At 53.4% G+C, this 20,662-nt stretch carries 19 protein-coding genes; 17 read left to right on the top strand and 2 right to left on the bottom strand.

Annotated elements, in window-relative coordinates:
- Positions 1 to 266: 266 nt before the first annotated feature.
- Positions 267 to 1,076: a tetratricopeptide repeat protein gene (locus E0L13_RS07540; protein ID WP_168061468.1), complete on the top strand. Its 810-nt coding sequence runs from the start codon at positions 267 to 269 to the stop codon at positions 1,074 to 1,076.
- Positions 1,077 to 1,228: 152 nt separating this feature from the next.
- Here the strand turns inward: E0L13_RS07540 and gltS are convergent, their stop codons facing one another.
- Both gltS and E0L13_RS07550 read right to left on the bottom strand, forming a co-directional pair.
- Positions 1,229 to 2,497: a sodium/glutamate symporter gene (gltS, locus tag E0L13_RS07545; RefSeq protein ID WP_206081579.1), complete on the bottom strand. Its 1,269-nt coding sequence runs from the start codon at positions 2,495 to 2,497 to the stop codon at positions 1,229 to 1,231.
- Positions 2,498 to 2,638: 141 nt separating this feature from the next.
- On the bottom strand, positions 2,639 to 3,856 hold the full coding sequence (locus E0L13_RS07550; protein WP_168061470.1) for a nucleotidyltransferase family protein: 1,218 nt from the start codon (positions 3,854 to 3,856) through the stop codon (positions 2,639 to 2,641).
- 221 nt (positions 3,857 to 4,077) lie between these two features.
- On the opposite strand from E0L13_RS07550, the gene E0L13_RS07555 reads away from it, so the two are divergent.
- From E0L13_RS07555 to E0L13_RS07630, 16 genes are all read left to right on the top strand, one after another.
- Positions 4,078 to 4,617, top strand: a complete 540-nt coding sequence (locus tag E0L13_RS07555; protein WP_240924693.1) for a hypothetical protein — start codon at positions 4,078 to 4,080, stop codon at positions 4,615 to 4,617.
- A gap of 28 nt (positions 4,618 to 4,645) precedes the next feature.
- Positions 4,646 to 5,842 carry an acetate kinase gene (locus E0L13_RS07560; protein WP_168061472.1) on the top strand — a complete coding sequence of 399 codons (1,197 nt, stop codon included), beginning with the start codon at positions 4,646 to 4,648 and terminating at the stop codon, positions 5,840 to 5,842.
- Between the two features lie 141 nt (positions 5,843 to 5,983).
- Positions 5,984 to 6,673, top strand: coding sequence for a haloacid dehalogenase-like hydrolase (locus E0L13_RS07565; protein WP_168061549.1), 690 nt, complete (start codon positions 5,984 to 5,986; stop codon positions 6,671 to 6,673).
- A 10-nt stretch (positions 6,674 to 6,683) separates the two neighbouring features.
- Complete coding sequence (gene radA, locus E0L13_RS07570) at positions 6,684 to 8,060, top strand: DNA repair protein RadA (protein ID WP_168061474.1); 1,377 nt, start codon at positions 6,684 to 6,686, stop codon at positions 8,058 to 8,060.
- A 172-nt stretch (positions 8,061 to 8,232) separates the two neighbouring features.
- Positions 8,233 to 9,426, top strand: coding sequence for a TRAM domain-containing protein (locus tag E0L13_RS07575; RefSeq protein ID WP_168061476.1), 1,194 nt, complete (start codon positions 8,233 to 8,235; stop codon positions 9,424 to 9,426).
- Positions 9,427 to 10,617: a 2-C-methyl-D-erythritol 4-phosphate cytidylyltransferase gene (gene ispD / locus E0L13_RS07580; protein WP_232818841.1), complete on the top strand. Its 1,191-nt coding sequence runs from the start codon at positions 9,427 to 9,429 to the stop codon at positions 10,615 to 10,617.
- A gap of 22 nt (positions 10,618 to 10,639) precedes the next feature.
- Positions 10,640 to 12,103 (top strand): glutamate--tRNA ligase, encoded by a 1,464-nt coding sequence (gltX, locus tag E0L13_RS07585; RefSeq protein WP_168061478.1) that lies wholly within the window; start codon positions 10,640 to 10,642, stop codon positions 12,101 to 12,103.
- 314 nt (positions 12,104 to 12,417) lie between these two features.
- A complete protein-coding gene (gene cysS / locus E0L13_RS07590) occupies positions 12,418 to 13,863 on the top strand; it encodes a cysteine--tRNA ligase (RefSeq protein ID WP_087476943.1) in 1,446 nt (481 codons plus the stop codon).
- A complete protein-coding gene (locus E0L13_RS07595) occupies positions 13,860 to 14,345 on the top strand; it encodes a ribonuclease III domain-containing protein (protein ID WP_168061480.1) in 486 nt (161 codons plus the stop codon). The genes cysS and E0L13_RS07595 overlap by 4 nt, the downstream gene beginning before the upstream one ends.
- A gap of 2 nt (positions 14,346 to 14,347) precedes the next feature.
- The gene (gene rlmB, locus E0L13_RS07600) at positions 14,348 to 15,097 is read left to right on the top strand and encodes a 23S rRNA (guanosine(2251)-2'-O)-methyltransferase RlmB (RefSeq protein WP_154877340.1); all 750 of its coding nucleotides are present in this window, start codon (positions 14,348 to 14,350) and stop codon (positions 15,095 to 15,097) included.
- Positions 15,094 to 15,621, top strand: coding sequence for an NYN domain-containing protein (locus tag E0L13_RS07605; RefSeq protein ID WP_168061482.1), 528 nt, complete (start codon positions 15,094 to 15,096; stop codon positions 15,619 to 15,621). Before rlmB ends, E0L13_RS07605 begins: the two co-directional genes overlap by 4 nt.
- Before the next feature lie 12 nt (positions 15,622 to 15,633).
- Positions 15,634 to 16,323: an RNA polymerase sporulation sigma factor SigH gene (gene sigH, locus E0L13_RS07610; RefSeq protein ID WP_087476946.1), complete on the top strand. Its 690-nt coding sequence runs from the start codon at positions 15,634 to 15,636 to the stop codon at positions 16,321 to 16,323.
- A 44-nt stretch (positions 16,324 to 16,367) separates the two neighbouring features.
- Positions 16,368 to 16,604, top strand: coding sequence for a preprotein translocase subunit SecG (secG, locus tag E0L13_RS07615; RefSeq protein WP_087476947.1), 237 nt, complete (start codon positions 16,368 to 16,370; stop codon positions 16,602 to 16,604).
- Between the two features lie 80 nt (positions 16,605 to 16,684).
- Complete coding sequence (gene rnr, locus E0L13_RS07620; RefSeq protein ID WP_168061484.1) at positions 16,685 to 19,009, top strand: ribonuclease R; 2,325 nt, start codon at positions 16,685 to 16,687, stop codon at positions 19,007 to 19,009.
- Positions 19,010 to 19,021: 12 nt separating this feature from the next.
- Positions 19,022 to 19,489: an SsrA-binding protein SmpB gene (gene smpB / locus E0L13_RS07625; RefSeq protein WP_168061486.1), complete on the top strand. Its 468-nt coding sequence runs from the start codon at positions 19,022 to 19,024 to the stop codon at positions 19,487 to 19,489.
- Between the two features lie 242 nt (positions 19,490 to 19,731).
- Positions 19,732 to 20,658, top strand: coding sequence for a phosphate/phosphite/phosphonate ABC transporter substrate-binding protein (locus E0L13_RS07630; RefSeq protein ID WP_168061488.1), 927 nt, complete (start codon positions 19,732 to 19,734; stop codon positions 20,656 to 20,658).
- Positions 20,659 to 20,662 lie beyond the last annotated feature (4 nt).

The following is a 20,662-nucleotide window of genomic DNA, read 5'->3' on the forward strand; positions in this document are numbered from 1 at the left end:
AGACAGCGTAAAATAATTGTGGGAAAACTTTAGTGTACAAAAGTTAAAGAATTATAACGTAACGGGAATGCTAGTGTCAGCACGTTGCTGTATGCTGTCTATAACGTAACTATAGTAGTAATATTAACAGATTAAGAGAACTATCAAAAATGGCCTGTCAAAAAAATTCCCATAACAACTTTACACTATCAACGAAGAAGATCTATCTTGACAATAAAAAATCCCTTCCGTACAATGCCAATAGGATGATAAAGAAGGGGTAGTATATGAAAGAAGAAAATCTCTTGACCTTGGAAAAGCAGGCCTTTCAGGGCGATGCGGAAGCGCAGTGCCGTCTTGGCGACGTATATTTTTTTGACGGCGATGAAGACGACTTAGCTCGCTCTTTCTATTGGTACGGCATGGCGGCTCGCCGCGGCTGGGCCGAAGGACAGTATAACCTGGCCTATCAATATGAACAGGGATTGGGCGTGCCGCAGGACTACGAACGGGCCGGCAGCTGGTATAAGAAGGCGGCTCTGCAGGGACATGGGCCGGCGGCTAATAATTTGGGACATTTATATGAAATCGGCTGCGGCGTGCCCCAAGATTATAGGGAGGCCCTGTTTTGGTACGAACAGGCCGGACGGAGCGGCGACGCCGACGGGCAGTGCAACGCCGGCATCATGTATCAATTTGGCTATACCGGCGAGGCCGATTATGAGCAGGCAGCCTATTGGTATGCTCAGGGCGCAGCTCAGGGAAATTTTATTGCCCAAAATAATTTAGGATATCTGTATGAAATGGGAAAGGGCGTCGAAAAGGACGAGGCGAGGGCGGCAGCCCTATATGAGCAGGCGGCCTTTGCAGGAGACGGGCCGGCACAGAATAATTTAGGCCAACTGTACCGCGACGGCCGCGGCGTCGCCCAGGATTTGCAGCAGGCGGCGTATTGGTTTGCCTTATCGGCTGCCAGCGGCTATACGGAGGGAATTAAGAATTATATATACGCCCTGGAGCATGGCGAAGGCGTGCGGCAGGATATACAACAGGCAGCCTACTGGCACAATATGCTTCATGAGTTGGAGAAGCCATGAGAAGACATTGCCATTGGAACCTGCGCTGGATTTAACCTAGATCATGCTGCCATTAAGATAATATGGCACTGTAGATGAAGAATTATATAAAATAATAACAGGCTGATGCAGAACATTCCTTGATGCTGCATCAGCCTGTTTGCTGTAATATATTAAATCAAAATGTTGATGAATATCATGAGAATCGACGCGTTGACAGGGTCGATGATGAGCGAACCGATGAGGGGGATGACGAAGAATGCCGTCGGCGCCGGACCGAAGAGTTCCGTCATAGCCGTCATATTGGCGATGGCGTTCGGCGTTGCGCCTAGGCCAAAGCCGCAGACGCCTGACGACATGACGGCTGCTTCATAGTTCCGGCCCATGGTGCGGTAGACGATGAAATAGGCGAACAGGGCCATGAAGACGGTCTGCGTCAGCAGGAGGACGATCATCGGCAGGGCCAGTGCGCCGAGCTGCCATAATTTCAGGCTCATGAGGACGCAGGTCAGGAAAATGGTCAGACCTAAGTTGCCGAGCACTTCGCTTTCCCGCTGGTATACAGGATAGACGTGAGTGAAGTCGGCAATATTCCGGATGACGGCGGCGACGAGCATGGAGCCGATGTAGGCCGGGAAGACGAGACCAACGCTGACGAAGAAATTGCTGACTAACGTGCCCAGGCCCATGGCTAAAAAGAGATGAGCCATGGCGTTCATGAAGCGGTGATTGTTAATCGTCTGGCCCGATTTTTGTTCCTGTTCGATAGCTTCATGGGCTTTTTCTTTATTAGCGGCAGCGGCTTCCAGCTTTTCTACTTCGGGCTGCGCCGCGGCCGGGTCGAGACGTTCTGCAGCGGCGCTGCTGTGCAGGTCGAATTTATGGACGAGGCGTTCGCCGACAGGGCCGCCGATGATGCCGCCGGCGACGAGGCCGAAGGTAGCCGCGGCGACGGAAATGGTCGTACCGTTTTCAAGGCCTATTTTTTCCAGAACCGGGCCGAAGGCTGCCGATGTGGCGTGGCCGCCGACCAGGGGAATAGAACCTGTCGCAAGTCCCATGAGGGGATTCAAATCGAAGACGTTGGTCAATCCTACGCCGATGATGTTTTGGCAGAGAATCAGAACCGTCGTGATTACGGCCATCTTGAATACGAGGATACCGCCTCGCTTGATCAGGCTCAGGCTGGCCGTGTAGCCGACGCTCGTAAAGAAAAGCATCATGCAGATATTCTGCATCGTCGTATCCTGTTCATACGTCCAGACTCCGTTTGTGTATAAGACGCAGTTAAGAATTGCAAATAAGATGCCGCCGACTACCGGAGCCGGAATACAATACTTTCGGAGAAAGCTCAGCTTGACGCGCAGAAACACGCCGACGTAATATACGATGATGGCGGCCGCCAAGGTTTGATAAATATTTAGATTTAACGATATCCCCATGCTGCAAAACCCCTTCCAATTCCCTGATTATAAAATTTGATTTTGGGATATGAAATAAAAAACAATAACATAATACATCATAGCAAATTTTTGCAGAATATACAAATATTAATGCGATAGACTGCATGGGAAGAAAAAAGATTACCGGCGGAATATGGACTTTTTCATGGAAGGCGAGGCGTAATAATCTTTCAATCCGCCGCGGCTAGACGGCGAGCGGAAGCACAGGGACTGTATATCGGTGCTCCGCATATCGTACTGGAGCATCTGCTGCCCGAAGGGGGAAAGGCGGTTCATTCCTGTCCGCAGCTTCGTAATGATAGGGATTTCTTTTTTCGCTTCCTTTAAGACGGACGCGCCGAGGGGCGACAGGGCCAATACGCGGCCGTATTGGGGGCCTTCGAGGTAGGCCCTTTCCATGTCGGCGCGGCGCACGGCGAGGGCCGTGTAAGCTCCCATTCGGCGCAGACGGCTGTAGGCGTAGCGCTTCGTCTTTAAGGCGTCGAGAGCTTCTGGCCAGGAAGTCGATTGCAGCAGGCAGCGATGCCAGCGGTTTTCCAGACCCTCCGAAAAGGCCGGCAAGGAGAGTAGTTCCTGCGGCGAGAGAAGGCGGCTGCGGTACAGGATGCAGTCGCCGTAGCGGCTGTAATCGGCATACTGGCCCTGAGAAAGGAGGAGGCCTATTTCGGCCAGCTCTTTGGCCGGAAGATATGGCGCGGCATCTTCAAGGCAGCCGGCCTGCAGCTCGCGGCGAATCGCCGAGGCGCTGGCAAAGGGTCCGGTTAAGTCTGCTCCATCATGTTTGCCTTGACGGCGAATGGGGACGAATTCCAATGACGGCGCGTAGCGATGAATTGCCTTGACGTATTCCAGGGCCAGCAGGGCGTTCGGCTCGCCGAGCAGCGCCGCCGTTTCCGGCGTAGTCTTCCCGGCCGTGGCCTGGCTGATGTACTGGCCGTAGGTCAATCCCGTTTGCCCAGGGCGGAAATCGCCGAGGGCTGCAAGGGATGCCTGGGCAAGACGATGAAAATCGTCGGCTGTCCCGGCTTCTACGCCGCAGGACAGATGGGTACAGCCAAGGCGGGCTGCCAGCCGGACGGCGCCGCCGGCAAAGCCTTCGGCGCTGGACAAGGCGTAGAGGGCCGGCAGTTCGACGACGCAGTCGGCGCCGCCGTCTAAAGCCCAGGACGCGCGGGTCCATTTATCGAACAAAGCCGGCTCGCCGCGCTGGACGAAAGAGCCGCTCATGACGACGACGATCGGCGCGCCGCTGCCGAAACGGCTGCGCAGGGTGCGAAGCATGTAGTAATGGCCGTTGTGAAAGGGATTGTATTCTGCAATGACGGCAATGCGGTTCATGATAGTCTCCTTTATCTGACATGTGAATCTTAATGTATTGTTTATTATATACTACTATGAAGGGTGATTGAAATAAAAAATAGAGTAGAATAATATGGCTAATATGCTTGTATAAAAGGCATGACAGGAATTCATGATTGTCCTCATATTTCCCTTTTTATCAAAAGCGGAATATGCTATAATGAACGTAGTCTGGAGAAAGCATAAAATTAGGTGGTTGTATGATGAAACGATGGAAAACCTTATCTGTTGCAGCGATGACGGCGGCGGCAATGCTTCTGGCCGGCTGCGGCGGCGCTACGATGATGGAGGAATACAGCTTTGGATACGCCCAGCTGAAAGCCGGCGATTCGGAAGTATATCTCCTGAGTCCCTTTGATTTAGCCCATGTCAGGCGGCAGGGCGGCGGCGCCATGATGTATGTCAACAACGACAAGCACCTGAATTTGATCGTTATGTCGGAGCCTGCCGGTGAAATGACGCCGCAGATGGCAGCCGAGCGCGACGTGGCCATGCTGGAACAGACGCCGGATATTTCAGATCTGCAAACGAAGATCACTCCGACGACAGCCGGCGGAAGACCTGCCGTAAAAGGGGAGTATACGTACCGCGAACCCCTGAACGGGCAAGTATCCGATCTCGTCGTACAGAGTCTCTTCTTTGAAGATAACGGTCAAATTTGGCACGTCATGTACATGTACCGTCAGGGCGACGGCATGGGACAGGAAGTGACCGAGTACATTTTTGGCCAAATAAAATAATTACAGAAAATGAAAGAGGGTAAATTGCATGATCGTATTGGTTGTAAACTGCGGAAGCTCGTCCTTGAAATACCAGCTGGTAAACATGGACAATGAAGAAGTCATGGCAAAAGGGGTTGTCGAAAAAATCGGCTTGTCCGATTCTTTGCTGACCCACAAATGGAATGGCCAGAAAAAAGAAATCCAGCAGTCTATTCCGGATCACCAAGTTGCTGTTAAGCTCGTATTGGATATTTTGACAGACGCAGAATGCGGCGTCATCAAATCGATGGATGAAATCGACGCCGTAGGTCACCGCGTCGTTCACGGCGGCGAAGAATTCGCCTGCTCGACGCTGATTACGGACGAAGTCATGAAAGCCCTGGAAAAATGCTCCGCTATGGCTCCGCTCCACAATCCGCCCAACATCATCGGCATCAACGCCTGCAAGGCTATTATGCCGAACGTTCCTCAGGTCGGCGTATTCGATACGGCCTTCCATCAGACAATGCCGGCGAAAGCTTTCATGTATGGCCTCCCGTATGAATTATACAAAGAAGACGGCATCCGCCGCTATGGCTTCCACGGCACGAGCCATCGCTATGTAGCCGGCCAGGTTGCGAAAGTAATGGGCGTACCTGTCGAAAAACTGCGCATCATCAACTGCCATTTGGGCAACGGATCTTCCCTGGCAGCTATCAAATACGGCAAATGCGTCGACACGACAATGGGCTTTACTCCCCTGGCAGGCGTACTTATGGGCACGCGCTGCGGCGATATCGACCCAGCTATCGTCCTCAACGTCATGGATAAGCACAACTTGTCCACGAAGGAAATGGACGCTCTCATGAACAAAAAATCCGGCGTTCTCGGTATTTCCGGCGTTTCCAGCGACTTCCGCGACCTCGGCGATGCAGCATCCCAGGGCAACGAACGGGCTCAGCTGGCGCTTGACATGTTCCACTATCAGGTTCGTAAATTGATCGGTGCGTTGGCTGTCGCCATGGAAGGCGTCGACGTTATTACCTTTACGGCCGGCGTAGGCGAAAACGGCATTGATGACCGTGCCGCTATCTGCCAGGGACTGGAATTCCTGGGTGCTAAATTGGATCCCGAACGGAACAATGTCCGCGGCAAAGATACGCTGATCAGCACGGACGATTCTACTGTTAAGATGTACGTCATCCCGACGAACGAAGAAATCATGATTGCCCGCGATACGAAAGACATCGTATCGAACCTCTAATAGGGCATGTTTGGCGTTGGCCGGAATGCGTGTCTGCTGCATGTAGTTTTTAACGCAACGTAAAACAGGGGCTGGGAGCAGGGTAGAGGGAGTTAGATTCCCCTATGCTACTCCAGCCCCTATTTTTAATGAGGTGACATGATGAAGCTGTTATATTGGGACATTGACGGCACGCTGCTGAATACGGGCCGGGCCGGATTATACGCTATAGAAGAAGTCTTCCATGCCATGCAGGGTGAAGATGCGGCGGTACCGCCTATTTCTGCCGGCGGCCGGACGGACAATTACATTTGCCAGCAGCTGCTGTATAAAGCAACAGGCCGTATGCCGACAGATGAAGAAGTGAGCTGGTTTTGCCGGGAATATGAAAAGAAGCTGATGAAATGGCTTAAGGTCAAACGGGAAGAAAGCGTAATCTTTGAGCCCGTCCGCGATATATTGGCTTTTTTTGCCGACCGGCCGCCCTTTAGGCAGCTGCTTCTTACGGGAAACAGCGTTCACGGCGCGCGTATGAAGCTGGATTTCTTCGGATTGTCGTCCTATTTTGATTTTGACCATTCCGGCTTTGCCTGCGAGTTCTACTATCGCGACGATTTGGCGCGCCACGCCTATGAGCTGGCTAAGGACGCCTGGGGCGATGCGGTGGAAGAAATGTATGTCATCGGCGACACGCCCTATGATATCCAATGCGGCAAGGCTATCGGCGCAAAGACCATATCCGTCGCGACGGGCCATTATTCCTGTGACCAGCTGGCCCTTCATGAGCCGTGGAAGCTCTTGCAGAAGCTTCCTGGGCCGGAAGCGTTTTTAGAACTTCTCGAATCAGAATAGGAGGGCGCAGATGGCTAAATCGAAAACCCGATACGTATGCGCTAACTGTGGCAGCGTGTCCAGCCGTTGGCTGGGCCGGTGTCCCCAGTGCGGAGAATGGAATACGATGATGGAAGAACAAGCTGCGCCTGAACCGCCTAAGGGCATCGGCACACGGCAGGGCAAGGGGGCGAAGCCGGCCTTGCTGCAGGATATCGCCATGGAACAGATGAGCCGCGTCCGGACGGGCATCGGTGAGCTGGACCGCGTGCTGGGCGGCGGTATCGTGCCGGGTGCGCTGATCTTGCTGAGCGGCGACCCCGGTATCGGCAAATCGACCTTGGTGCTGCAGATTGCCGATGCCGTGTGCCGCCATGCCGGCGCGGTGCTGTACGGCTCCGGCGAAGAATCGGCCGGACAGATTAAGGTGCGGGCGGAACGATTGGGAATTACGGCTTCCAATCTCATCATACAGGCCGATACGTCTCTCGACGCCGTACTGCAGGAAGCAAAGCGACGCCGTCCGGTGCTGCTGATCATCGATTCTATCCAGACGATGTACAGCAGCGACGCCGACGGCATGCCGGGCAGCATGACTCAGATACGGGAAAGCACGCGGCGTCTCATGGAATTTGCCAAGACGGAGTCCATTTCGGTCATCGTCATAGGCCATGTCACGAAAGAAGGGGCGATTGCCGGACCGCGCATGATGGAACACATGGTAGACGTCGTCCTGTATTTTGAAGGAGAGCGGAATTATCAGTTCCGCGTGCTGCGGGGCATAAAAAATCGCTTTGGATCGACGAATGAAACGGGATTGTTTACGATGGAAGAAACGGGATTGTCTGAATTGACCAATCCGTCGCAAATGCTCTTGGCCGAACGGTCGGCGAATCAAGCTGGTTCGGCTGTGGCCGCCGTCATGGACGGCATGCGGCCTCTTTTAGGAGAGATTCAGGCCCTGACAACGCATTCCGTTTTTGCCGTACCGCGCCGCACGGCGTCGGGCATGGACTATAACCGGCTGATTATTCTGCTGGCCGTGCTGGAAAAGCGCGTCGGCCTGTCTTTGGGCACGCAGGACGTGTATATCAACAGCGTCGGCGGCCTGCGCGTCACGGAAACTGCCGCCGATTTAGCCGTCGTGCTGGCCGTTTTTTCCAGCCTGCGCGACATGCCGATGGACAGCCGAACCGTCGTCATGGGTGAAGTAGGCCTGACCGGCGACATACGGCGCGTGCCCCATGCCTTGCGGCGCATCAAGGAAGGCGCGAAGATGGGGTTCCAGACCTTTATCATTCCCAAGGGAAATCTGGATGAAATCAAGGAAGGAGCTTTCCCGCAATGCCGGATTATCGGGGCGGCGACGCTGCGCGACGCGATACAGGCGGCGTTTACAGCGACGTAGAAGCCTGCACAACCCATTCGCTGGGCCAAGAGAGGGGCTTCGTCGGGAAAAGTTTATCCTTTTGTAAAAAAATTGTGATGTCCCTGTTATTTTTGTGGTTTATTATTAAAAAGTGTGATATAGTTATATAGTTATCGTAAATCATACACGGTGAAAAAGGAGGTGCGGCACAATGGATGTGGAACGTGCGACTGGTACGAACGAAAAGGGAAAGGAACGGCGTACAAAGAAATTTAACGGCGGCAAGATTACCGATAATATCATGAGAGGCGTTATCATGCTGATCATGGCCGTGGTCTGCGTCATGATTTCTGATCAAATTATCGCGACGCCTTACTTCAGCGCGGAAATTGAAGTGAGATTTTTTCACGGCAGCGTTTTCGGCATTACGCTGCTTACCGTTATCGCTTATATCATAGGCGTCGTCCTGGGGGTAGCGATTGGCTATCTCATTTCTCCCTTTGTCCTTCATTTGATTTGGAAGATCATTCACCGTATCGAATCGGGAATGAGCGATTTCGAAAGCCAGGACCTGATAGTCGGAACGCTGGGTTTGCTTTTTGGACTTATTATTGCTAATTTAATTGGGCTGGCGTTTGCCCGACTGCCTATTATCGGCGCTTACGGTCCTATCGTGTTCAGCATCGTGTTCGGATATGCCGGCATGAGCATTGCTATCCGCAAGCGGGCTGATATTTTGGGGCTAGTCGGTTCTATCCGCCTGGGAAAACAGAATAAAGAGCCGAACGTCAAGCGCCAGCACAATGAGTTTTCCGGAAAGCTTCTCGATACCAGCTCGATTATCGACGGCCGCATTGCGGAAATCTGCAGCACCGGATTTCTGGAAGGGCCGCTGCTGGTTCCGGTCTTCGTCCTGGAAGAGCTTCAGCTCATCGCCGATTCGTCGGATTTGCTCAAGCGGAATAAAGGACGCCGGGGCCTCGATATTTTGAAGCAGATGCAGGAAGACAACTACGTCGAAGTCAGGGTTATCAACGATGATTTCAGCGATGTCCAGGGCGTCGACTCCAAGCTCGTGCGGCTGGGCCGTCAGATCAACGCCAAGGTCGTGACGAACGATTACAATCTCAATAAGGTAGCCGCCCTGCAGGGCGTCGTCGTCCTGAATATCAACGATTTGGCCAACGCGCTGAAACCGGCCCGTATTCCCGGAGAGCAGATGGAAGTCTATATCGTAAAGGCCGGGAAGGAAGAAAATCAAGGCGTAGCATACCTGGACGACGGCACGATGATCGTCGTTGAAAATGGCCATAAATATATCGGCAAAAACGTTCCTGTCACAGTGACGTCGGTGCTGCAGACGTCGGCAGGCCGGATGATTTTTGTAAAAATTACGGATGAGTAGGTGAATTTTTTGAAAGTATCTGTTATCGTCGTAGCCGCCGGTTCAGGCCGGCGTTTTGGATATGAGCGGAATAAGCTCTTTTATCCATTATGCGGCAAACCGGTGCTGGCGCATACGCTGATGCACGTTTTTTCGGCTTCGTCCGTCGACGAGGTCGTTATCGTCAATGCCGAACGGGATCATGAGGATATCGTATCCATCGTCGAGTCTCTCCACCCATCCATGCCGGTGCGGTATGCCTTAGGCGGAGCGGAGAGGGAAGATTCCGTGTACAATGGGTTAATGGCGACGAGCCGCGACGCCGACGTCGTCATGGTTCACGACGGCTCGCGTCCTTTTGCCGGGCCGGAATGGTACGACAACGCCGTCGGGGTTATGGCCAAAGCCAAGGCTGCCGTTTACGCCATTCCCGTCAAGGATACGGTAAAGGAACGGGAAATTGCCGGCGGACAGGGGCTGCAGACGGTGCGGACCCTGGACCGGAGCCGGCTTATTGCTGTGCAGACGCCGCAGATATTTCACCGCGACGTATTGATACAGGCTCACGAGTACGCTAAAGAGCACCATATCAGCGGAACAGACGACGCGTCTTTAGTGGAAGCTTTGGGAGAAAAGCTCTTTATTTTGCAGGGCGACGAGCGGAATCACAAGGTTACGACGATGGATGACGTGCCTATTCTGGAATTTTATATGAACGGCCCGACGGAACACCGCGTCGGCAGCGGCTACGACGTCCATCCCCTGGCGGAAGGGCGGAAGCTCGTATTGGGCGGCGTAGAAATCCCCTTTGAACGGGGACTGGCCGGCCATTCCGACGCCGACGTGCTCGTTCATGCCGTGATGGACGCCTTGCTCGGAGCGGCAGGACTGAAGGATATTGGCACGTATTTTCCCGATTCAGACGCAAAGTTTAAGAATATATCCAGCCTGCTGCTGCTGGAAAAAGTGCGGCAAATCCTGATTGAAAACAGCTGCCGGGTTATCAACGTCGACGTGACGCTGATGGCGCAGCGGCCAAAGATCAAAGATTACGTGCCGCGCATGATTGAAAATATTGCCGGAGCTCTTCAGATAGACGAAGCTGCCGTGTCGGTCAAGGCGACGACGACGGAACGGCTCGGCTTTGTCGGCAAGGAAGAGGGCATGGCCGCCCAGGCTGCGGCGATGGTCCTGAAATATAGAAATAAATAGCATTTTATGGGAGGAATTGTTCATGACACAAGAAGTTCGCGTTCGTTTTGCGCCGAGCCCGACAGGCCCGTTCCATATCGGCGGTGCTCGTTCGGCGCTGTTCAACTATTTGATGGCTAAGCATACGAACGGCAAATTCGTAGTACGCATTGAAGATACAGACAGAAAGCGCTCGACCAGCGAGTCGGAAGAAAATATCAAGGAAGCCTTGAAATGGCTGGGCATTACGTGGGATGAAGGCATCGACGTCGGCGGCCCGGACGGACCGTACCGTCAGACGGACCGCCTGCCGATTTATCAGAAATATACGGAAAAACTGCTGGCCGAAGGAAAGGCCTACTATTGCTTCTGCACGCCTGAAGAATTGGAAGCGGAAAAGCAGGAACAGATGAACCGCGGCGAAACGCCTGTATACAGCGGAAAATGCCGCAATCTGCCGAAGGAAACGGTAGAGCAGTATTTAAAAGAAGGCCGTCCCTACGTCATCCGCGTCGTGACGCCGAAGGATGAAACGCTGGAATTCGACGACCTCGTCCGCGGCCACGTGGCCTTTGATTCCAATAAGGTCGGCGATTTCGTCATCGTCAAGTCCGACGGTATTCCCGTCTACAATTACTGCGTCGTCATCGATGACGCCCTCATGCGGATTACCCACGTCGTCCGGGCGGAAGAACATTTGTCTAATACGCCGCGCCAGCTCGTCTTGTACCATGCCCTGGGATTCCCCGTGCCGACCTTCGCTCACGTATCGTTGATTTTAGGGGCCGACAAGAAAAAGATGAGCAAACGCCACGGCGCTACGTCGGTGCAGCAGTACCGCGATATGGGTTATCTGCCTGACGCGCTGGTCAATTTCCTGGCCCTTCTCGGCTGGACGCCGGACAGCGATCAGGAAATCTTCAGCCGTGAAGAACTGAATCAGCAGTTCTCCTTAGACCGCGTAGCGAAGAATCCGGCCGTATTCGACATTGAAAAGCTGAATTGGATTAATTTCCATTATATGAAGCAGCTCGACGCCGATCAGCTGCTGGCCCTCTGCCTGCCCCATCTCCAGCAGGCCGGCTATGCCTCGCAGGAACCGGACGCCGCTGAGCTGTCCTGGCTGAAGGACGTCGTTTGGGCGATGCGCGAGCACGTCCAGTACGGCGCGCAGATCGTCGATGCCGTCCAGGTATTCTTTACGGAAGACTATGCTCCGGAAAATGAAGAAACGGCGGCCGTATTGAAGGAAGAAACGGCTCCGGCCGTGCTGACTATGTTCCGCGATGAGCTGGCGGCTCTGGACGAAGTAACGGCCGACACGGTACAGCCCTTGTTCAAGAAGATTCAAAAGGGCCTGAAGGTCAAGGGCAAATTCGTATACATGCCTATCCGCGTCGCCATTACCGGCGTGATGCACGGCCCGGACCTCAACGTCATCGTCGCCCTCATGGGCCGCGATAAAGTGTTGAGCCGGTTGGAGCAGAGCGGTTTGCTGAACCAATAAGGGCTTGACAGATTAGGGAATATTCGCTAATATAAGTAGCACATAGTAATAAATAATGTATATCTAAATGCAATGACCAAAATGATTTGCAGACGAGCGCTACAGAGAGAACGGGCCTGGGCTGAGAACCTGTTTAGATGGCAGAAGCTGCAAAGATGCCTTTGCGAGCAGATCAGGTGAAGCTAGTAATCTGGTCCGGATGCACCCGTTATGTGCTTTGAGATTATGGCGATGCCATAAAAACAGAGTGGAACCACGGGCCACCGTCTCTGTAAAGGGATGGCGGCCTTTTTGTATTATCAAGGAGGTTTACCATGAGAGAATTAAAAGTATATAATACGCTGACTCGTAAAAAAGAAACGTTTACGCCCGTCACGCCGGGACAGGTCAAGATGTACGTCTGCGGCATCACGCCGTACAATCATTCCCATATGGGCAACGCCCGTCCCTTCGTCACCTGGGACGTCATCAAGCGCTACCTGGAACACCTGGGCTATGAAGTAACGCATATTCAGAACTTTACCGACGTAGACGATAAGATCATCAATGCGGCTAACGGCGAAGGCGTAACGTGGGATACGATTTCCAACCGTTATATTGCGTCGTACTTCGACGTCATGGACAAGCTCCATGTCCGCCGGGCCGACAAATACCCCCGCGTATCGGAGCATATGGAAGAAATCATCCACATGATTGAAGTGCTCATTGAAAAGGGTTTCGCATACGTCATCGACAACGACGTATATTACAGCGTGGAAAAATTTGCCGGCTACGGCAAACTGAGCGGCCGCAGCCTCGACGACATGATGGCCGGCGCCCGCATCGAAGTAGACGACCGCAAGCACAATCCTATGGACTTCGCTTTGTGGAAAGGCGCTAAGCCGGGCGAACCGTCTTGGGAAAGCCCCTGGGGACCGGGCCGTCCGGGCTGGCATATCGAATGCTCGGCTATGAGCAATAAGTATCTCGGCGATACCTTTGATTTCCACGGCGGCGGCAGCGATTTGATTTTCCCGCACCATGAAAATGAAATCGCCCAGTCCGAAGCGTATACGGGCAAGAAGCCTATGGTCCGTTACTGGCTCCACAACGGCTTCATTACGATCAATTCGGAAAAAATGAGCAAATCCCTGAATAACTTCTTCCTGGTCAAGGATGTATTGGAACATTATAATCCGGACGCCCTGCGGTTCTTCCTCATTTCCAACCATTACCGTAGCCCTCTCGACTTCAGCGACGAACGGCTTGAAGAAATGACCCGCAGCCTGGAACGCCTCGGCACGTCGATCGACAACGTGCTGGAACTGCTCGACATGCCGGCTGGCGCGAAGTCGGAAGAAGCGGCGCAGCTCATGGCCGACGCCAAGGCCAATGAAGAAGCCTTCGAAGAAGCGATGTGCGACGATTTCAACACGGCTCTGGCCAGCGCGGCGATGTTCGATTTGGCGAAGAAGGTCAATATCTATAAAGACGCCGTTGTCAACAACGGCGTTCCCGTCGATTCGTCCGTCGTATCGGAAGTAAAACGTATTTTCAAGACCATGACCGACATCCTCGGCATTTTGGAAGAACGGTGGAGCGGCCAGAAAGGCAGCGCCAGCAGCAAGGATTACAACGACCTGATGGACGCAATCCTGGAAATCCGCCAGGAATGCCGGGCGCAGAAGCAGTATGCTTTGGCCGACGCCATCCGCGATAAGCTGGCAGCCTTGGGTATTACGATTGAAGATTCTCCTCAGGGAGCGCGTTGGAAAAAGTGAAATTTAAACAGCTTCAAGCCTTAAAAGGACGAGCCTATGCGGCCTTTGCCAAAGGCGAGCGGCTGGAGGTGCCCGACCAGGACGCCTCGCGGCTTGACCCGATTTCCCTGGCCTTTGTCGGCGATGCGTATTACGCCCTGTATCTGCGGCGGCGTTTGGTGCAGACGGGCATTCCCAACGTGCAGGTCCTGCACCTGCTGGCTTCGGAATTCGTTTCGGCTAAGGCCCAGGCTTATGTGTACCGTCATATCAAGGAGACGCTGGATGAGACGGAAGCTTCTGTCTGCCAGCGGGCCCGCAATGCCTATTCACAGGCGCCGAAGAGCGCGTCCGTCGCCGAGTATCACGACAGCACGGCGCTGGAAGCCCTGGTGGGATACTTGATTATGGCGGAAAAGTCCGTCCGCCTCGATGGGCTTATGGATGAAATATACAGGTTTACGAAAGAATATTGTGCAATAAAACATGGAGAAAAGGTGTAACCATGAGCGACGAAAGCATCATTGTCGGGCGCAACAGCGTGACGGAAGCGCTGCGTGCCGGCCGGTCCATTACAAAACTATATATAGCTGCCGGAAATGACGCGCCGCCGCTGCTGCGCATCCAGGAGCTGGCCCGCGAGAAGGATATTCTAATAGAACGCGCGCCGGCCAAGATTTTGAATCATCTGGCGCCGGGGAGCCGCCATCAGGGCGTCGTCGCCTTTGCCGCTCCCGTGGCCTATGCCGATTTGACCGACGTGCTTGCCGACGTGGAAGCGGCGGGCCGAACGCCGTTTCTGGTACTGCTGGACGGTATTGAAGACGTGCACAACGTAGGCGCTATTATCCGCACGGCCGAATGCGCCGGCGTCGACGCCGTCCTCCTGCCGAAGCGGCGCAGCGCGCCGATTAACGAAACTGTCGGCAAGACGTCTGCCGGCGCTGTCGAGTATATGCCTATCGTACAGATCGGCAACACGACGCAGACCTTGAAGAAATTGCAGAAGCGGGGCTTTTGGGTTATCGGCGCCGATATGGACGGCAGCGTCGATTATTTTCACAGCTCTCTGACCGAGCCTATCGTCCTGGTCATCGGCAGCGAAGGCCGGGGCATATCCCATCTGGTAAAGGAAACATGCGACGTTCTCGTGCAGATTCCCATGTTCGGCCAGGTTAATTCCCTCAATGCTTCCGTGGCGGCGGCCCTTTTGATGTATGAAGCCGTGCGCCAGCGGCAGGCGGTGGCGAAATGAAGGATTTGCTGATCGTCGACGGGTACAATATCATTTTTGCCTGGGACGAGCTGAAAAAGCTGGCAGCCCAATCGCTGGACCACGCGCGGGAGAAGCTGACGGATACCCTTGTGAGCTACGGCAAGGCTAAGGGATATAAATTAGTCCTCGTCTTCGACGCGATGTACACGGACGAGGCGGAAAAAAGCATGAAAATCGGCAGGGACTGCGAAGTCATCTTTACGGATAAAGAGGAAACGGCGGACAGCCGCATCGAACGGCTGGTCTACGAGCACCGCAACGACAAGCGCATCATTTACGTCGCTACGTCCGACAGCTCGGAACAGACGCAGGTGCTGGGCACCGGCGCGTACCGCATGCCGGCGAGAGAGCTTGCCGAGGACGTAGAGCGGACGCGGAAGGAAACGGCGGCCTACGACCACCGCAACGTATTGAAGCACGGCGGCCAGCGCAACGAAGTCGTGTACCGCGTGCAGGACGAAGACGTGCTGAGAAAATTAGAAAAAATTCGCAGATCGAAATAGTAGAGGTATAATATGCAGGCAGAAATGCGAGAGGAATTTCCCCGGTCGGACAGATTTGAAGGGATGAGCGACGAAGAAATCGTTCAACTGGCGCAGCAGGAACAGGACGGCGAGGCGATGGATTACATCGTCAATAAGTATCGTAACTTTGTGAAATCCAAAGCGCGGGCCTATTTTCTCGTCGGCGCCGACCGCGACGACATCATTCAGGAAGGCATGATAGGCCTGTATAAAGCGACGAGGGACTTTCGCGGCGACAAGCTGGCCTCGTTCCGGGCCTTTGCCGAGCTGTGCGTTACGCGGCAGATCATTACGGCTATCAAGACGGCGACGAGGCAGAAGCATATTCCCCTCAACTCGTACGTATCCTTGAATAAGCCGATTTATGAAGATGAATCGGATCGGACGCTGCAGGATATTCTGTCGGGAATCCGCGTCAGCGACCCTGAAGAGCTCGTCATCAGCCGGGAGGAATTTGCCGACATCGAGCTGAAGATGAACGAAATCCTGAGCGACCTGGAATGGCAGGTGCTGACGGCCTATCTGGAAGGGAAGTCCTACAACGAGATGTCCAAAGAACTGCATCGCCACGTAAAATCCATCGACAACGCCCTGCAGCGCGTCAAGCGCAAGCTGGAACGTTATTTGGAAAACCGGGATGGAGAAAATAAATCAGAACCTATTGATAGAAAAGGCAAATGAGTGTACAATAGTATCGTTAAGCATGTGTTGTAAGGAGGATTAGCGTGATTACTGTATTGGAAATCTTAGTTGTCATCTTGTCTCTGATTCTTATCGGCGTTGTCGTAGCCCAAAAAAGCAAGACTCAAGGCATGGGCGCCGGCTTCGGCGGAGGTGCGGAAGACCTGTTTGGCAGCAGAGCCCGCGGTATGGACGCATTGCTGTCTAAAGTAACTATCGTCGTATCTATTGCCTTTGCAATCGTGACATTGATTTTAGGCAGATTGCTGAATACATTTTAATGAACGTTATGGCCTGCGGCGTCGTCGCAGGCTTTTTTCATATGCAGACGAACGACAGAGAAAGGGAATGTATAAAGAGTATGAATTTGAAGTTGTCCCATGATATAATGGATATATGTAATATGGAACCGGACGGCATTACCGTGGAGGACTGCGCCGAGCGGCTGCATCTGTCAGGCGGGGAGCTGTCCGAACTGTTTGAAACCTTTGAAGAGATGATAAGGAGGGGGAGTCTCGTGAGAATATCCGAAGAACGCTACGGCGCATCTAAGCGGGCTCAGGAAATCGTAGGCATATACAAGGGATATACGCCTACCTTTGGATTTGTCCTCTGCGAAAATATGCAGGACGATATTTACATTGCCGAGCAGTACCGGCATACGGCCATGAATAACGACAAGGTAGCCGTGCGCATTATTCAGAGCGGCAGCGGCCGCCATAAAACGGAAGGGGAAATTATCCGCATTGTCGAGCGGGCGAATAAGACCTTGGTCGGGACGTTCGAGCGGGAAAAGCAATGTGGCTTCGTCCGTCCTGACGACGAACGGATCCGGGAGGATATCTATATTCCCCTGGATAAAACGGCCGGCGCCCGCAGCAGCGCCCGCGTCCTCGTGACCATTACGAAATGGCCCGAAGAGGGCCGCAAGGCCGAAGGCGAAGTGACGGAAATACTGGGATATGACGGCGACAAGGACTTGGATATTAAAGTCATCATGGCTCGTCATGGATTGCCCTTTGCCTTTCCCGACGACGTATTGAAGGAGGCCGACTCCATCGACCGGACTGTCGTATTGGAAGACGGCCGCCGCGATTACCGCCATCGCCAGCTCATTACGATTGATGGCGAAGACGCCAAGGATTTGGACGATGCCATCGACGTGGAACGCCTGTCCAACGGCAATTACCGCTTAGGCGTATACATTGCCGACGTAAGCTATTACGTGCGGCCCCGCACGCTGCTCGACGCCGAAGCGTACGAACGCGGCACGAGCGTATACCTCGTCGACAGGGTCATTCCGATGCTGCCGACGGTTCTTTCCAACGATATGTGCAGCCTCAACGCCGGTCAGGACCGCTATTCCATGACCTGCGTAATGGAAATCGACAAGGAAGGCAAGGTCGTAAAGGCCGACATCGGACCGGCCGTCATCCGCGTCAAACGGCGTTGCAACTATAAAGAAGTCAAAAAAGCCTTAGTTGACGATATTATCCCCGACGACCTGCAGCCCTTTATGCCCATGCTGCGGGATCTGCAGGACGTGGCACAGATTTTGAAGCAGATGCGGCTGCGCCGCGGCGCTATTGATTTCGATTTTCCTGAATATAAAATTATCCTCGACGAAGAAGGCAAGCCCTTGCGGCTGGAAAAGAGAGAGCGGACGATTGCCGAGCAAATCGTAGAAGAGTGTATGCTCATCGCCAACGAGACCGTCGCCGCCTATTTGAGAGACAGCGAAAATCCGGCCGTATACCGGGTGCACGAAACGCCCGAGCCGGAACGGCTGGAGATGATGCGCACCGTGCTGGCCAGCTTTGATTTGCCTGTGCCGTCGGGCGACGACGTCAAGCCCGCCGATTTCCAGAAGCTGCTGAAGCAGTCTAAGGGGACGAGCGCCGAACTCGTCGTGCAGACCATCGCCCTGCGCTCCATGCAGCAGGCCCGGTATTCGACGAATAACGCCGGCCACTTCGGCCTGGCTTCGGAGTGCTACACCCATTTTACGTCGCCTATCCGCCGCTATCCTGACTTGATGGTGCACCGGCTGATCCGGCAGAATAAAAAAAGAGGCAAGCTGACTCAGGAAGAAGCCCAGCAGTCCTTGGCATACCATACGATTGCTGCCGATCAGGCCAGCTCCCGCGAACGCATTGCCGTCGAGGCCGAACGGGAAACAGACGATTTAAAGAAGGCCCAGTACATGGTTCCCTTTATCGGTCAGCCCTATGAGGCTCATATTACGGGGATTACGTCCTTCGGCCTGTTTGTCGGCCTGGAAAACGGCATTGAAGGATTGGTTCACATTTCCCTGCTGACCGACGATATTTACGAGTTCGACGAAGGGACGTATACGATGCGGGGACAGCATGGCGGGCGCGTATATCATCTGGGCGACATGATGGAAGTGACGCTGGCGAAGGTCAACGTCGAAAAATGTGAAATCGATTTTGTTCCCGGCAAGGTAGAATCGCTGGAGGATTTGCGGCAGCTCATGGCGGCCGGCGCCGAACGGCGGCACAGGAAGAACGGCAGCCGGAGCGGTAAGCAGGAAGTGACGAAGCGAAACTGGTTTGCCGACGCTGCAGATTCCCAGAAAGGGAAGAAAAAGAAGAAGGACAAAAAAGGCAAGAAAAAGGGCAAGAAGGATAAAAAACGCAAGGGCAAGAAGTCCAGGAAAAAATAGGAGGAACTGCCAGTGGCACAATCACCGAGTGGCGTAAAATATATTACGGACAACCGCAAAGCGCGCCACGATTATTTTATTCATGAAACCTACGAAGCGGGAATCGCCTTGACGGGGACGGAAGTGAAATCCCTGCGGCAGGGGAAGGTCAACCTGAAGGACAGCTTTTGCCGCATTGAAAACGGCGAGGTGTTTCTGGTCGGCATGCACATCAGCCCCTACGACCAGGGAAACCGCTTCAACCACGACCCGCTGCGGACGCGGAAGCTCCTGCTTCATAAGTATGAAATACTCAAGCTGTTAGGGCGTATTAAAGAAAAGGGATATACCTTGATTCCCCTGAACTTATATTTCAAAAAGGGCAAGGTCAAAGTGACGATTGCCTTGACGACAGGGAAGAAGCTGTATGACAAACGGCAGGCTCTGGCCGAAAAGGAAGCGAAGCGGGATATTGAACGGCGCATGAAAGAACGCCGCTGATATGAAATCAAACGAAACCTCTGAATGGCAATGGATGCCGTTCAGAGGTTTTTCCATTTCTTTTTAGGTTTACGATTTCAGCTATGTGTTTCTAAAACATGCAAATAAATGCTGCTAAATGCAATTATTTACAAAGAATTTGCAATATATTTTCTGGAACTACATATGGATACCGTAGGATATAGGTATAGCAAGGCATTATATGGAAAGTATCATATTGTCGTACACAGGAGGAAATGGACATGAATATGAAACGGTGGATGAAAGGTCTTAGCGTGTCTTTAATGTTGGTAGCTGCGGCGGCAGGCTTCGGCGGCTGTGGCAGTTCCGGAGGCGGCAGCGGGCAGCAGCCCTTTACGATCGCCTACGCGCCGAACGAATCGACGGAGCAGAGCGCCGACGCCCGCAGCGCCTTATCGGCAGATTTAGGCAAAGCATTGGGACGGGAAGTAAAGGAAATCAGCGCGTCCGACTACAACGGCATCATTGAAGCCTTGCGGACGAAAAAGGCCGACATGGCTTATTTGGGAGCAGAGGGCATCTCTCTGGCAAACCAGCGCTTAGACGGTAATGTAGACGTCATCGTCATGAAGGCCCCTGACGGAGACAAGGCGAAGGCCCTGTATCATTCCGTCTTCATTACGAGGGCAGACCGTTCGGATATCAATTCCCTTCAGGACGTAAAGGGCAAGAAGATGGCCTTTGTCGACCCGGGCTCCACGTCGGGCAATCTCATTCCGACGAGCATGCTCATGAAGGCCTTTGCCAATGAAAATCTCGACAGCGAAACGCTGCACATGAACGAAAAGTTTTTCTCGTCGGCCATGTACGCCGGCAAGCATCAAGCCAGCATCCAGGCTGTCGCTAAGGGCGACGTAGACGTGGCCGCCGTGTCGGATCAGATTTTGCAGGCCGAAATCAACAACGGCAATGTCAATGCCGGCGATATCAAGGTCATCGCCACGTCCGATCCGATTCCCTCGGAAGGCATGATCATCCGTGCCGATATGGATCAGAACCTGCGCAAGACACTGACTGATTTCCTATTGCAGTATAATAACGAAGACTATTTTACGAAGGTCATCAAGGTGAAGGGCGCGCGCTTCGTCGAAGCTTCCAAAACCGACTACCAGCCTATCATCGAGCTGAACCAGCTTCTCAATACGTAAGGAG

Origin of the sequence: Megasphaera sp. SW808 (genome assembly GCF_012027795.1) — a bacterium.
Classification (GTDB): domain Bacteria; phylum Bacillota; class Negativicutes; order Veillonellales; family Megasphaeraceae; genus Megasphaera; species Megasphaera stantonii.

Excerpts from the sequence above, each read along its gene's own strand:
- gltX (WP_168061478.1), top strand. The coding sequence starts at position 10,640 with ATGACACAAGAAGTTCGCGTTCGTTTTGCGCCGAGCCCGACAGGCCCG.
- radA (WP_168061474.1), top strand. The coding sequence starts at position 6,684 with ATGGCTAAATCGAAAACCCGATACGTATGCGCTAACTGTGGCAGCGTG.
- rlmB (WP_154877340.1), top strand. The coding sequence starts at position 14,348 with ATGAGCGACGAAAGCATCATTGTCGGGCGCAACAGCGTGACGGAAGCG.
- E0L13_RS07575 (WP_168061476.1), top strand. The coding sequence starts at position 8,233 with ATGGATGTGGAACGTGCGACTGGTACGAACGAAAAGGGAAAGGAACGG.
- E0L13_RS07555 (WP_240924693.1), top strand. The coding sequence starts at position 4,078 with ATGATGAAACGATGGAAAACCTTATCTGTTGCAGCGATGACGGCGGCG.
- rnr (WP_168061484.1), top strand. The coding sequence starts at position 16,685 with ATGAATTTGAAGTTGTCCCATGATATAATGGATATATGTAATATGGAA.
- E0L13_RS07565 (WP_168061549.1), top strand. The coding sequence starts at position 5,984 with ATGAAGCTGTTATATTGGGACATTGACGGCACGCTGCTGAATACGGGC.
- E0L13_RS07560 (WP_168061472.1), top strand. The coding sequence starts at position 4,646 with ATGATCGTATTGGTTGTAAACTGCGGAAGCTCGTCCTTGAAATACCAG.
- cysS (WP_087476943.1), top strand. The coding sequence starts at position 12,418 with ATGAGAGAATTAAAAGTATATAATACGCTGACTCGTAAAAAAGAAACG.
- gltS (WP_206081579.1), bottom strand. The coding sequence starts at position 2,497 with ATGGGGATATCGTTAAATCTAAATATTTATCAAACCTTGGCGGCCGCC.
- E0L13_RS07540 (WP_168061468.1), top strand. The coding sequence starts at position 267 with ATGAAAGAAGAAAATCTCTTGACCTTGGAAAAGCAGGCCTTTCAGGGC.
- E0L13_RS07605 (WP_168061482.1), top strand. The coding sequence starts at position 15,094 with ATGAAGGATTTGCTGATCGTCGACGGGTACAATATCATTTTTGCCTGG.
- E0L13_RS07630 (WP_168061488.1), top strand. The coding sequence starts at position 19,732 with ATGAATATGAAACGGTGGATGAAAGGTCTTAGCGTGTCTTTAATGTTG.
- sigH (WP_087476946.1), top strand. The coding sequence starts at position 15,634 with ATGCAGGCAGAAATGCGAGAGGAATTTCCCCGGTCGGACAGATTTGAA.
- E0L13_RS07550 (WP_168061470.1), bottom strand. The coding sequence starts at position 3,856 with ATGAACCGCATTGCCGTCATTGCAGAATACAATCCCTTTCACAACGGC.